Source organism: Streptomyces fungicidicus, assembly GCF_003665435.1.
GTDB lineage: Bacteria > Actinomycetota > Actinomycetes > Streptomycetales > Streptomycetaceae > Streptomyces > Streptomyces fungicidicus.
Map to the genome: position 1 here is coordinate 5,291,849 of NZ_CP023407.1, position 13,698 is coordinate 5,305,546.

Sequence of the window (13,698 nt, forward strand, 5' to 3'; positions counted from 1 at the left end):
ATTTGTCGGCCTACGGCGCGAACGCGCTGAAGCCCTCCTCGATCGCCCTGTCGTAGACCTCCAACGCCTTCCTGACCTGGGCCGCCGTGATGGTGCCATTGGTTGCCAGCTTGGCGGCGATCATAGTGGCGATCTGCTGCTCGGCCAGCTCCAAGGCGCGTGTCTCCCGGGCCCAGTCGGCCAGCATCTCCCACTCGCTAAGCTCAATCTGCTTGAGCCGGGAGAGTTGCTCCTCCTCTTCCTCCCGGGTGTCCACAGCGAACTCGACGGGCCGCGCCAGCAGTTCCTCGGCCAGTTCGTCGGGAATGGTCCAGGGGATGCAGGAGACCTCCTCCCAGCACTTGCTGCTCTTCGCCCACTCGGTGACGTGCTTGCCATCCTGTATGACGATGTCCATGACCAGCGGACACAGGTCGTGGGCGGCTTGGACGACCGCATCGCTCACCTTCTGCTCCCGCCAGATGCGGTCGAGGTCGATGCGCCGCCCGGTCTCCTCGCAGAGGCGGGCCGTCGTGTAGGCCGTGATCAAGGCCTTGTGGCTTCCTGCGTCGTGGACCTTGGCCACCCTGTCGATCGCTTTGAAGAGGATGCCCATGGCGATCGTCCGACGGCAGTAATCCGCGTCGATGACTGGGGGCTGCTTCTTGACGTTATCCTGGAAGGCGGCGAAGTTCTTCTGCGCTCCGCGGCTCACTAGGTGCGGCAATCCGTTCCACGCGTTGACGAATTTGGCCAGGTCAGACTTGGCGAATCGCTGGGCGGCCGGGGTCTCGGCCTTGAACTTGCGCCGCGCGGCGACTGCGGTGTGCTTCGCTTCCTCCACCGCGTACGAGCCACGGGCCCGCTCGTAGAACCAGCGTGTCTGGGGACCGCCGGCGGTGGTTGGGGGCGCCCACAGGGTGCGACTGATTCGTTCGAACTCGACATGGAACTTGTCGTTGGCCGAGAGATCGACCAGCGTGACCTTGTTCTGAGTATTCGAGTACCGTGAGATGCTCGGGACGATTTTCATTAGATCGTCCGAGCTCATCAGCGTCAGCTTCATCTGGACGCTGACGCCGGCCAGATCCCTCTTGTCCCGTTTGAAGACATGGTGGAGGGTGGCGGTGGTCTGTCCGCCGTTCACGATCTGAAGGCCGGTGAGTCTGCGGATGCCGACGCGCCTGCCTTCGGCGTCCTCGACGAACTCCGCGTCGGTCGCCGTCGCCGTGATGCCGTTGTTGTAGGCCAGGAACCGCCCCGGCTCATTGAGCAGGGTCAGGCGGATACCCCGGTTGACCGTGCTACGGGCCTGTAGAAACGCGCGCACGTTAAGTTCGAGAAGACGCGTGCGGTGCTCCTCGTACAGCTCGGCGAGATGGCGTCCGGGAACGACGGCGAGAGTGACGGAGAGATTGGGCTCGATGCTCTGCACCGACAGGCAGCTGATTGGTGGGTCGAACTCCACAACGATCGGCTCGCTGGCGGCACCGGACGTCTGATGACGGTAGAGCCGGGCGAGGTCCCAGAGGTGATGCTCGACGGGGAGGCCCTGGAAGTCGGTGGGCTCCGGCTGCGTGCGGGCCGTCGACTCGCAGTTGCTGAACAGGAACAGGCGCACCTTCGAGGCGTTGGCTAGTAGCTTTTCGACGCCCTCGCACAGTTGGTGCACCTCGGTTGGCTGATCGAAGTTGCCTCGGATGCTGCTGGCCTTCTGCAGGAAGGCGAGCAGCCTGCGGAAGTGCCGTGTCACGTCGGCCTTGGTCAACCTGTCGGCCATGGGGTCGAGGCTGAAGTCGGTGGTGTAGAGGTCGAGGACCGAGCGGTCGTCGCTGTATCCGAAGCCGTACACCATGACGCCGTGCCCGCTGTGGTAGGCGACCGTCATGTTGGAGACGAAGCCGGACTCCTCCAGCTGCTCCAGCACCCAACGGGTGAACGTCTTCGGGATGGAGCCGTCCTCCGCTTCTGCCAAGGTCTGTATGTCGCCCGTGAGCGTACGGGCGTAGTCGGCAAGGGGCAGCTCAGCCATCAGTACCTCTGATTACTTCGGTGACCTGTTCGGTCGTGGTGCGGTGCTTCTCAAGCGCGATGACGCTGATGTCGTAGGCGCAGTTGCCGACCCCGTTGGGCAGGTCGGTCTCCACGATGCGCGGAAATCCTTCGTCGACGGCCCACAGATCGGCGCGACGAAGGGTGTAGCGCGGCTCGTCGTAAAGGTCCCGCTGGTGCGGCAAATAGCCGGACTGGATCAGGCGACTCTCGAACAGGGCGGATGCCGAGGCGAGGTCGGCGGCGGCACGGATGTCGTCCACCACCGAGTTGAGGCTCTCGCCCAGACCACCTCGGCGCTCGTCGAGAGCCAGGTGTACGAGCACCAGGCGGCCGACACCACGATCGTCGAGTTGCCGTTCGTTGGCGATCCGGACGGTGCTCGCGTTCTTCTTGGCGGTAGTTTTGACCTCGATGGCGACGGACGGGAGCTGAAAGTCCTGGTTGCTGCCCTCTGGCCCAGTCCACGCCTCCACCGCCGCACGCGTTGGGAGAGCGGCGAGCAGGTGGGTGCGCAGGTAGCGCAGCTCCCCGTAGAGCCCCAGTCGGGCCTCTCTGCCCAGTCCTTGGGATCCGACACTGCGCATGAGCTGTTGCCAGTACGCGAACCGTCGGACCGCCCGCTCGAGGACGGTCTCCGACGAGGCGTCCTTCGAGGTACGTGCGATGTCCTCCGCGAGGGGAGTGAACACCTCCCGCAGTTCACCGGCGGTGAGGGAGATCTGAAGTTCGAACTCGCGATTGCTCACCGAATTGCAGGACAGGCTCAGGCCGTGGGTCTCCCGCAGGTCGACAAGGAGGGGGCGCGCACGGTCGACCGCACGGGAACCACCTCTCACCAGCAGCATGCGTTGCCGCCCCGGGTGAGACACGCCCACATGGATGTCGTGCCCGCTCTCGGGGAACAACCGCCGGGTAGAACGCCCCCGGTTCGTTTGCGGTACCTCCAGCTCCTGCCACAGCGCTTCGTCGATCATGCGTCCTCGGCCCCGTCCTCGTAGCTGAGGTCGTCCGAGTCGTCCTTCCACCAGGGAGCGTTCACGACGTACTCGGTCGCGGTGTGGGCCTGGGAGAACGGGAAGCTGGCGGCGAATCCGATCAGCGGTATATCGAGGTTCGCCTCCTTCGGCGGCTCCATCATGTAGATGAGCAAGTGAGCTTGGTCTGGGCGGCGCTGCCAGCGAAGCGGCTCACCCGTCGGCAGGGTGGGTGCGAGCGGTTCGCCGTTGCGGTTCTTGCGTCCCGCAGCGGCCTTCTTCGTCGCCTCCCAGGCAGCGGCGTACTGCTCCGGGTCGAGATCGAGCGACTCGTCCTTGGGGTTCAGGATGCGCTTGATGGTGTGCTTCGTGGGGTCCGGGCGGGCGGTCTTGGAGGCCGCTCGTGTGACCGCGCCCAGAGTGTGTCCTGCGAGGTCGACGGGCATGTCCGCTCGTCGGCGGGAGACGACCCGGACGGTCCACCTGCCGAGCTCCCCGGCCTTGGCACACTGCTGGATGTAGGCAGAGAGGGCGTCCGGACGGATCCGGTTCGCCTCCGGCGCAGACTTGTAGGGGTCGAAAAAGCCGGACGCCACCACTTCTGCGGGAACGTCCAACCACACGAGGCTGCCAGTCTTCAGGTCAACCTCCGGTGAAGCCTGCTCCAAGAGCATGCCTGCGAATGCCTGCAAGCTGTCGAAGTTGTGCTTTGGCTCTCCATTGGTGAGAGGGAAGATGGTCGTCTCGGCGAGTTCGCCGGAGAAGCTGAGCCGCACCCGCGTGCCCTGACGCATCTTGTTGGCGGCTGTGATGCTCAGGCCTAGAGAGGAGGTACGCACCTTGAGACCGAACTCACGGGGGGTAAAGCCGATCGCTGCCATCTCCTCGATGTCCCGGCGGAGTTCGTCGGTCGCAGCCGTGATCTCCTCGTAGGCACCCACCAACTGTGCGGTCGTGTAAAGCCGGCACAGGTCCTCGTAGCCGGGCCGGTAGCCGAACCAGCGGCCCATCTGCAGCAGGGTGTCGTAGGTCTTGGCGAAGCGTAGGTAGTAGCTCACCGAAAGGCCCTCAAGGGTGAGGCCACGCGACAGCTTCTGTCCCCCGACAGCGATGACGTACATGCCTGTATGCCGGTTCGAGTAGTAGTCCAGCACGTCCTTGGCCACCCCGTTGATGGCTTTGACCTCGAGCTTCTGAATCGCGGGGAGAATCTCGGCGGCAGTCTGTTCCCAGGACAGCCGTTCGGCCTCGTCCGCGGTAAAGAACGCGGTGGTGGGCTCGAAATTTTCTTCCCACAGCTCTTGCAGTTCGTTCATGTACGCACGGGACGCGTCCCCGTACCGGTCCCTGAGGCCGTTCCGGAGCAGCCTCACGTAGTCGTCGATCTGGTCCCGGACCTGCCCCTGCACCTTGGTGAAGCGGGTGACGTGCACCAGCATCGAGTTGTGGACATCCACCTGCCCCCGCGCGCGGCGGGCGGCACAGGTCAGGACGAAGGAATGGATGGCGCGCCGCAATGAATCCGGCAGGTCGGCGGTCACTGTGAAGCCGGACTTGTGCTTCTCGGGAACCCAGTGCTCGGTGTCGTCGACATGGTGCACCAGCGGCAGCGGGTCGATGTCCTCTTCTTCCGCGTGAGCACGCAGACCGAACAGACGCTCCGGACCGAGGTAGTTGGACGGTGCCCGCAGCGTTCGGATGAAGCTCTCGGGGAACAGGTCGCCGCCGAGGCTGTCGTGGTCAGCATCCGGGTCTATGTAAATGTTCGCGTAGGGAGTCGCGGTGTATCCCACATAGGACGACTTGTCGAAACTGGTCAGCAGCTTACGGATGGCGGCGTTGATACTGGTGGGGTCAGCCCCGTCACCGGCCGTGTTGACGGACGCGTTGTCGGCCTCGTCGTCGATGACGAAGAGCGGGATGTCCTGCACTACCTTGCGGCCCGTCTTGGGGTCCTCGACGCCGTGGACCTCCGTGACCCAGGTACGCAGGTAGTCGATGATCCTCGGATGCTTCTTGATTACGAGAACCACCGGGAAGTTGCCGATCGGCAGATTCGCCTTGGAGGCAGTCTTCCGATCGAAGTCGCCCTTCTCAGTGCTGTTGGTCAGCGACGCGATGTGGAGACGGGGCTCACCGGCCATGGCACCGACGCCGATGTAACGGTCGGCGCCCTCTTGGTCGGACCGGAGCTGATACTGAGTGTCGAAGCCTAGCAAGCCCTCATCGATGCGGAGTTGGGTCTGGGCACGTAGGTCGTTGAGGACACCGGCGAAGACGACGATCAGCCGGTATCCGGCGTCGGCAGCCTTCGCCGCCAGACCGATGAACTGGCCAGTCTTCCCGGACTGTACCTGGCCGATCACCAACCCCATCCGACGCCAAGGGCCGGGCCGGTGCGGATCCTCCAGCTCCCCGAGAACCTCGTCCGTCGTCCGGTCGATGCTGTTCACCACCTGGAGTGGCATGCCTCGTGAATGCTTCAGGAACCGTTCGTACCGGGTCCAGAAGGCCCACGAGCGATCGTTCTTGGCATCAGGCAGCCACCGGACGTGGTCCTCACTGTTGCTCAGCCCCGCTGAACTCTCCTGAAAGGTGGTAGTGCGGGACTCGACCAGCTTGCGTAGCTCGACGACCTCCACCGTCACGCCGTTGAGGCCGGCGACCATCTTGGCTGTCTCAACAGCCTTGGTCACCTCGTCTGTAGTAGCCTGCCGGTCCTCCGGCAGAAACTGAATGGCCACTTTCAGCGCAAAGGACAGATCCTTGCTGACCGCCGGATCCACGGATGCCTCCCCCTGGAGATACGCAACTTGATGGTCGGGAACAGGAGGGTACGCCCCGCCTTGGACAACCGGTCACTTGTTCCAGAATCCATTTAGTTGGTCAAATGGTTGCATTGTGCGGATGACCTGTCGCGCCTCATCCGGAGAGCGGCCTTGGGTGACGAGTACGTCGAACATGCACTGGGCCACTTTGGTCGCCTCCTCGGTGGCCTTCCCCGGACCACCGAAGGGCTCAGGGTCGTCTGCTGTGTCGGTCTCGTGCAGCACACGCAGCGCCGGCACAGGCACGGTCTCCTCCAACAGCCGCAGCAGCGCCCGGATGTTCGCCGGATCGCCGCCCCCCTCCCGTAGAACCGCTTGAATCATGGGGTGCTTCCGGTTGATCCGGCAGTGGACCGTGTTCTCGTCCCGCCGTACGCTCCACGCGAATGACAGATTCTCGGCGCGCTGCCGTGCCGCTATCTGACCCCGGTTGCGGACGGTCTCGGCTGCGGCGGACCGGACCGTGCGCGCTATACGCTGGAGATGCTGGCGCAGTGCGACCGGCGGCACCACTGTCGCCTTCCGAACATCGACCTGCCACTGGGCGTCGGTCTCCGCCGGAATGTCGACGGCGATGCGGGCCAGGTTGTACCTCTCCTCGCGCCGGAGCCCGCGTATGCCCAGCCAACTCCCTGCAAGGATCAAACGGTTCCGGCGGTACACGTAGAAACCTTGCTGCCGGAGCCACCCCTTGGGTCCTCCGGCACGTTCCGCCTCGGCAGGGGTCAGCCGCTGCAGCCCGGGCAGGATGAACGGCTCGACCCTGACCTTGTGCCCTTCGAGCGGCAGGTTCTCCACCGGGTGGTGCATCACCGACGGGTGGCTGGACAGGAACGGGTCCCACGGCTCGACGGGCAGGCTTGTGACACGCAACGTCAACGCGGCCGAACCAGTGAGGAAGCGGGCGAAGACGAGACCGAGGTGGCTGCGGACCTTCTCGGCCTCGTCGTAGAACTGCCGCTGGGTCCTGCGGTCGGCCGCGGCGATCCCCCGGTACCCAGCGATGCGGTGCCACAGAACGATTGTGCCGACGGACCGTCCGGCGGTGAGTTGCTCCAAGGCCTTCTCAGCCTCGGCTGGTGGCCGACGGAGCAACCGCCACTCACCGGTCTGCTCGACTACATCCAAGTCCCATGTTCGTGAGCGCCAGGGACCGTCGGCCTCCGCGGTGCAGACCGTCAGCAGACGGCACTGAGAGAAGGAAGCAGACTTCAGCCCCACTCCGTACCGGCCCAGGTCCGTGGATGTGCGGTCTGTTGCTGACCAGCGGGCCGCGACGGTCATCGCGGTAACCAAGGCCTCCTCCGACATGCCATGACCATCGTCGACCACGGCGACCCAAGAGGCGCGTCCGTCCCAGGTGAACTCCACATCGATCGTCCCCGCCTTAGCCGAGACGCTGTTGTCTACCAAGTCCGCGATGGCGTCCGGCAGTGAGTAGCCCAGCGAACTCAGGGAGGCCACCATCCCAACGGGCTCGGGAGGCGCGAGATCATACGCCATGTGGTACTTGGTCCTGCCCTTCCGGTCCAAGACGGTTGGTTAATGAAGATATCCCCTCGTGGCTGGTCATGGTGCGTCTGTATGCAAGGTGAACCTGAGGTGAGGGGACCAGCTGGGCGCATCCTGCCTACACACGGCGTTGTTGAAGGAGCGACTAACCATCATGTCCGGGACATGCAAGGACGTCCATAGGGTCTCTGCAGGTGCGGATGACAGGTGCAGTCACGCGGCTTGTAGGGCCGTTATGATCCTGACGATTCGAACTCGATGGGGGGCAGCCGGCCGAGCGAGGTTCGTCTCCGGCGGCGGTACGTACTCTCGATCCAGGTCACGACCGCGATGCGGAGCTCCCGCGGGTGGCTCACGTTCGGCGGTCGAGGGCGTTGTTCTGCAGCAACGACTCCATGGCCGTTTTGTCGCCCGCCGCCCCAACTCTCCCTATCGAACCAACGATCCGGTGCGGGTCAAGTGCCCGGACGAACTTCGGTGACCGGCACTGCGGCCCGCGATCGCTGTGCAGAACGCACCCAGCGACGTTCTCGCGTCGAGCAACAGCGTTATGAGCCTTGCCGTGAGTGCTGCAACAGGAGCTCAGGTGCTGGGCTGTCCTTCTGACGCGGTGGTGCTCACCGACGCAGAGCCTGCTTGGGACCGTTCCAGGCGCCGCTGACGGGCACGGGCCACGCGAGCCGGGGACTGAAACAGGTCGTTCAGCACCTCATCCATGAGTGTCAAGACCTCTTCGGCCCCCTCGTGATCAACGGGGATGAGATCGTCAAGGGATCGCGACATCTACTGGCAGGATCGGGCAGGAAGCAACGAAGATTCTCGTATGACTGACGCGGTGGGACTCGGGGAATGGCTTCAGTACATCCAAACAGGCCGGTGGGGGCGCGAGGGCGAACCTCCTCCATCTGTACATTTTCCCTCCGAGCAACTGAGGGATGAATACCTGGCAACAGCGCCTGAAAGGTCTGACGCAGAAGTAAAAAATCTGCTTCGCAAATTTCTCGTGCGCAGCGGGACCTACTTCGCGGATAGGGTGTACCTCGAATCGGCGTTGCAGGCCGCTAAAAGCGGTGACCGTAGCCTTGTTTCTCTACTCGGCAAGAGGGAATTTGGTAAAAGATTGATTCGCTGGGGAGCTCGAAAAGAGGTGGCCGCATGGGAAGGGATCACATGGATTCTTGATCTTGTTCCTGATCAACCTGAAGAGGCTTTGAGGGTTTTGTCGAACTTCTATGCCGTCCATGCTCAGGAGCTGCCGGACCCCCTTCATGCTTCTTTCAGTGATGCAGCTGCGCTCATTCGATCCTGCTGGATCGATGTCGGCGCCACTAGTGAAGATGCACTTCAGGTGCTACACGGCCTCTCTGATCGAGATTTCGAGAAGCTGACCGCAGCGCTTTGGGAAAAACTGGGGTACGACACCGAAGTTACACCACCCCAAAGGGACGGGGGGTGGGACGTTACGGCGACCCAGACGGCTCTAGGTCACCGAATTACAGTGATTATCGAATGTAAGAAATGGACCGCCAAAAAGGTGGGTGTTGAGATCGTTGACAGGCTGGCTGGCGTTATGAATATGGAAAGAAAGTCTCATGGTGTTCTGGTTACAACTTCGGAATTTACTGCGGGGGCTCGCAGAAAGGAGAGGGGTGAGCCTCGTATTGAACTTATCGATGGTCTCACCTTTGTCGATATGGTGAATGACAAGTTCGGCCCGAGATGGACCTCCAGGATTGAGTATCTAATCCAGCGCAAGTGACGGGTGGACAGCCTTGCAGCCTGGCGGCAGAAGGCCCCAGTCCGCCTGAGGAGGGCAGCGCAGACAGGCCCTCAGCTTGGGATAAAGGCAGCTGGGCTGAACTGCGGCGGAGCAGTGTCGGCGCCTGTCGGGCAGTCGCCGGCTTCCTGGTTTTCCCGTGGCCCCCATACGATCGGGCGTATATGGCACGACCTCTTCATCCGGAAAGCGGGAAGGTCGAAGCTTTCGCTCGACCTGGCCACGGCATGTGACTAGTCGACTTCGCTAATCTTTGCGTACCGCTCTCGAAGTTGCTTCAACTTATCTTCATCAAAAGGGAAGTCGGATTCTTCCAGGCCCCAGCCATGGCGCAACTCAAAGAGCATTTCGGCATTGGAGGCCGGGAAGATTCTATTCTCCACAAGAAGATCCCACAGAGGCTCAACCGTTAGGGCGGCTCCGTAGCCGAGCTCGGGAACAGCGTGATTTGTAAGAAGGGAAGAGGTGACGACTCCAAGCAGCCACCCGTCTTCAGTGAGCACCGGACCTCCGCTGAAGCCCCCACGAGCCATCGGGGAAATCACGAACAGAGGATGTTTGGAGCCCACGTAAGGGTCGATGATCGCATTTACCTCTCCTCTCACTGCTACGAGTTCTGGTCGTGGTGAGGTGGGGATAGGGGGGTAACCGAAGGCTACAACCTTCATTAGAACCAGTCCGTCATCGATCCAGTCGTCAAGGTGCCCGCCGATCTCCACGTGATCGACTTTGCGTACGTCATCTCGCCCCCAATACTTAACGTGTGTCATGTAGTAGTCGAGTGAAAAGTCTGTCTTGAGCAGGGCCAAGTCGACCGTCGGGTCAGACGGGTAGATTACTTCGACAGAATCTAATGATACTTTCCCCTCCCGTGCCGGAATGAGCTTGGTCAAGCGGCGGCCTTCGATGACGTGCCGAGCGGTTACGAGATACCCGTCTCCAATGTGAAACGCCGTACCGATCCCGACTTCGTCATTTTTGTCGCGTGTTTCCACGCACAGCAGGCAGGGAGAGTAAAGCCGGTAGAAGCCGAGTTGGGAAGGTTGTGGCCTGTCTGAATTGCCCACACTTGCGCCTTTCACTTTCAGTTCAAACTGTTGGTTAATTGGTGGATCATTCGCGCCAGGGCTTTGAGGTTCGGGCGATCCCTCAGGGGCACTCCAGAGGTCCTGGGGAGCTGCCTTGAGCCGAACCGTATGGCAAAGCGAAGGTCGGCGGAGCGGGTTTGGCCGGTGGCCTGCCCGGTCTGGGGTCGAGCATGATCAGGGGGCCGTACGCTGGTTGGCAACTCGGGCAGGCTTTGGGCCTGACCGCAATGTGCACGAGTGGCCCCCTGGTCTTGCTCGACACGGGACCCGGACCGGGGAGGTGGCTAAAGCCGCGGAGCCGACCGCCCCAGCCACGACGTACCCCTTCTTTGGCATCAGGCGGCTGATTGCCTTGAGCGCGGCACGGGCGCCGGCCGGGCTGGAGCGGGGCGGAGACAGACATCCGATGCGGTTGATCAGTCAAGCGGTGCTGGGGAACGCGGTCTGCTCGTCGTAGGGGATGCGGTGGGTGAGGCAGTGGTGCAGGCAGCCCAGGAGCCGGTTGAAGAGGTTGCGTTGGGCCGCGACGTGTCGGTCTTCGGCTGAGCGGCGGCGGTCGTAGTGGGCTCGTGCTCCGGGGGATGCGGTGAGGGCGGCGAAGGCCCAGATATAGCCGGCTGAGGCGAGACGCTGGTTCTTGATGTGCCTGGCCAGGACGGTGGTCTTTCGTCCGGAAGATCTGGTGATGGGGGCAGATCCGGCGTAGGCCTTCAGTGCGCGTGGGCTGGTGAAGCGGGTGTGGTCGTCGCCGAGTTCGGCCAGGACGCGGGCTCCGGTGAGTGCGCCGAGGCCGGGGAAGCTGGTGATGATCTCGGCGTCCTGGTGGGTGGCGAAGGCGGTGGTGGTGACTGCTTCCAGGTCGTCGGCGCTGGCGCAGGCCGCGTTGAACTGACGCAGCAGAGCGAGGGTTTTCGTGCCCATGGCCTGCTCTATGAGGGCTGGCTGGTGCATCTGCGGTTCGCGGAGCAGGGTGTGGAGTCGTTCGACTTCACCGGTGATCTCGCGCTGGCGTCCGGCTTTCTTCAGGATCGCTCGCAGTTGCGGGCGGGTGAGCTGGGCGGCCTGGGTGGGTGTGGGGGCCGCGGCGAGCAGGGTGCGGGTGACGGGTGAGGCGAGGCCTTCGCGGAAGTGGCGGAAGACGGTGAGGAAGCCGGGGAAGTACTCGCGCAGGTGGGAGCGCAGCCGGTTGCCGGTCTGGACGCGGTCCCAGACGGCGTCCTGATGGGCTCGGGCCAGGACGGTGATGGCCTGGGCGAGGTGGCTGTCCGCGGGCAGGGGCCGGTGTTCTGCGGGGTCGGTGCGCAGGATGTTGGCCAGGACCTTGGCGTCGAGATGGTCGGACTTCTTGCGGCTGAGTGCGTAGCGGTCGCGGTAGCGGGCTGCGGTGAGCGGGTTGATCACGTAGATGGGTCTGCCGGTGGCGCGTAAGCAGGCGACCAGGAGTCCGTGGGAGGTCTCGATGGCGACCGGGACCGGGTTTTCTGGGTTGTCGCCGTGCTGGGCGAGCAGGTCCAGGAGCTGGCTGAGGCCGGCGGGGGTGTCGTCGATGCGGAGCTTCGCGAGGAGGGTGCCGGCCTGGTCGAGCAGTGCGATGTCGTGGTGGTCGGTGGCCCAGTCGATGCCGCAGAACACGCTGGTCATGGCGGGTGTCCTTGGGTGGGTGACGGTGGTGTGAGGTCGTCGCCGTGGCGGGGTTGCGCGTCTCCCTAATGGCAGGGCTCATAGGCCCGTCATCCGATTAGCCGTTCGCAATCCCAGCGGTCGCCAGGGGCCTCGGTCAGCTGTGGAACTGGAAGTGTTCGCCGAGCGGTGAGAGGTGTTCCCTGGCGGCGGCTTGGACCACGAGAGCCAACGATGCCGCTGTTTGTGTGCGAGCGGGGGTGGCGGGGCCGGTCCGCGCGGGACGAAGGCAGGAGCGCGGACCGGCCCCGCCACCCCCGGCGCTGCTCCACGGAGCGGGAAGGCATGTGGGGCCGGCTCTGTCTTGAGAGGTCAGGCCTCAGGAGCGACTACGGATCACCACATGCCCACCCGGTTACGGCACCATTAGGAGCGCAGGCCCGGCCGGGGGCCGGGCCTGCGCGGTGAGCGGAGCGAGCCGCCTTGAACCCGTGGAGAAGGTTGTAACTCAGTAGGACGCAGGTGCTGGTTGACCGGTCGGTCCCCTGGTTGCTGTGATTCTGCGTGCTTGTTCTGCTGCGCGCTGAAGTGCCTGGGCCACTTGGTCGGCGTCGTCGGCGTTTAGCAGGATCTCTTGTCTCCAAAGGATCGAGAGCCTGACGGTGCCGTCGTGCAGGTGTACGGCTACGTCGACTTCTGTGTCGTGGCCGGCTGCGTCCCGGATGTCGTCCAGGCCTGGTTCGCTTGCGAACGCGCTCATGCTCCGATGTTCCACAGCGGGGCGTCGTACTGGCCCGGTCGGCTGTGGATGAGAAGCCGGCGCAGCTCGTCACGCTGGGAGCCGCTGAGGTTCAAGGCCTCGGTGATGTGGCGGAACGTCGTGTGGGTGACTCCGCGGGCTCGGGCCTCACTCTGGAACTGGTCGAGTCGGGACAGTACGTCGTCGGGGTCCAGCTTCGTCGGTGGCCGCTCAGTGAGCCATGCTGCCTTGTTGCGTTCGTAGTCGATCTCCGAGAAGCCGCAGATCTCGCGGCTGTGTGCCTCGGCCTCGTCCAGGGTGGCGGTCGTCATGATGGCGCGGGCCAGGCTGTTGCGGCCGACCGCGTCGTCCAGGTCGACTTCGTGGACCGTGGGTCCTTCGTCAGTGAGGGGGACGGGAAGGCCGGCGTCGCGCACCTCGCAGATGCCGCGGGCTCCTCGGGCTGTTGCGGCGAGCATGGCGGTGGCCTCTGAGGGGTGCCATTCCAGGATGCTGCCGATCGTCTCCACGTCCTCGGCCGTGAAGGTGTGGACGGGAGTGCCGAATAGAGGGCGCAGGTCGTCGGGGGAGATCTCACCGTCCAGTCCGGGGCCTGCGACCAGGAGCCGGATCGGGGCGTTGACCTGGCAGCAGGCGGCGAGGGTGAGGGCGTCGGCGAGGGGGCTCTTGAGGGTGGGTTCGTCGCCCTGGGCGAGGATGTCGCCGCCGACGTCGAGTAGATCGATCGAGGCCGGCGCCAGGTGGGACACCAGCTCTTCGAGCTGGCGGGTGATGCCCTCGGCGCCGTGGTGCGGGTCGAGCAGAGCCAGTGTGTGCGGGATCTCTGCCGCGAGCCGGGGGAGTGTGGAGCCCGCCGGGGCGATCGGCTGGGCCTCGGCCGGCACCGACCGGACGGACTGAGTGACGGGTTCGAGTCCCGTGAAGCTGTCGGCTCCTCGCGGTCCCGGGAGTGGGTCGATCAGGAGGCGGTCCCACGCGTACGTGAGGATCACCGCCTGGTCCTCGTCGCCGTAGAGGGCGGCGTGAAGCATGGCGGCGGCGACTGCGTCGCCCCCTCCTCCTGCTGCGACGATCAACCGCGTCATGCGATCAGAGTACGGGTTCA

9 protein-coding genes and 1 pseudogene are annotated in these 13,698 nt (G+C 64.0%); 1 reads left to right on the forward strand and 9 read right to left on the reverse strand.

The genetic code is table 11. The features are described 5' to 3' along the window. Positions 1–10: 10 nt before the first annotated feature. The 5 genes and pseudogenes from CNQ36_RS24335 to CNQ36_RS35375 form a co-directional block, all read right to left on the reverse strand. Positions 11–2,011, reverse strand: a complete 2,001-nt coding sequence (locus CNQ36_RS24335) for an AIPR family protein (protein WP_121547536.1) — start codon at positions 2,009–2,011, stop codon at positions 11–13. Next, a complete protein-coding gene (locus tag CNQ36_RS24340) occupies positions 2,004–3,008 on the reverse strand; it encodes a PD-(D/E)XK motif protein (protein ID WP_048459191.1) in 1,005 nt (334 codons plus the stop codon). Before CNQ36_RS24340 ends, CNQ36_RS24335 begins: the two co-directional genes overlap by 8 nt. Then, on the reverse strand, positions 3,005–5,794 hold the full coding sequence (locus tag CNQ36_RS24345) for a Z1 domain-containing protein (RefSeq protein WP_048459192.1): 2,790 nt from the start codon (positions 5,792–5,794) through the stop codon (positions 3,005–3,007). The genes CNQ36_RS24340 and CNQ36_RS24345 overlap by 4 nt, the downstream gene beginning before the upstream one ends. A gap of 72 nt (positions 5,795–5,866) precedes the next feature. Then, a complete protein-coding gene (locus tag CNQ36_RS24350) occupies positions 5,867–7,339 on the reverse strand; it encodes an ATP-binding protein (RefSeq protein ID WP_121547537.1) in 1,473 nt (490 codons plus the stop codon). Positions 7,340–7,581: 242 nt separating this feature from the next. Continuing rightward, a pseudogene (locus CNQ36_RS35375) lies at positions 7,582–7,898 on the reverse strand (hypothetical protein); the annotation flags it as partial. 273 nt (positions 7,899–8,171) lie between these two features. On the opposite strand from CNQ36_RS35375, the gene CNQ36_RS24355 reads away from it, so the two are divergent. Further along, positions 8,172–9,107 carry a restriction endonuclease gene (locus CNQ36_RS24355; RefSeq protein WP_228313062.1) on the forward strand — a complete coding sequence of 312 codons (936 nt, stop codon included), beginning with the start codon at positions 8,172–8,174 and terminating at the stop codon, positions 9,105–9,107. 251 nt (positions 9,108–9,358) lie between these two features. Here the strand turns inward: CNQ36_RS24355 and CNQ36_RS24360 are convergent, their stop codons facing one another. From CNQ36_RS24360 to CNQ36_RS24375, 4 genes are all read right to left on the reverse strand, one after another. Next, positions 9,359–10,120 carry a S1 family peptidase gene (locus CNQ36_RS24360; protein WP_159020915.1) on the reverse strand — a complete coding sequence of 254 codons (762 nt, stop codon included), beginning with the start codon at positions 10,118–10,120 and terminating at the stop codon, positions 9,359–9,361. 513 nt (positions 10,121–10,633) lie between these two features. Further along, positions 10,634–11,854 (reverse strand): IS110 family RNA-guided transposase, encoded by a 1,221-nt coding sequence (locus tag CNQ36_RS24365; protein WP_006140529.1) that lies wholly within the window; start codon positions 11,852–11,854, stop codon positions 10,634–10,636. Positions 11,855–12,341: 487 nt separating this feature from the next. Beyond that, positions 12,342–12,593 carry a hypothetical protein gene (locus CNQ36_RS24370; RefSeq protein ID WP_078895230.1) on the reverse strand — a complete coding sequence of 84 codons (252 nt, stop codon included), beginning with the start codon at positions 12,591–12,593 and terminating at the stop codon, positions 12,342–12,344. Beyond that, positions 12,590–13,678, reverse strand: coding sequence for a DUF1152 domain-containing protein (locus tag CNQ36_RS24375; RefSeq protein WP_078895231.1), 1,089 nt, complete (start codon positions 13,676–13,678; stop codon positions 12,590–12,592). Before CNQ36_RS24375 ends, CNQ36_RS24370 begins: the two co-directional genes overlap by 4 nt. Positions 13,679–13,698 lie beyond the last annotated feature (20 nt).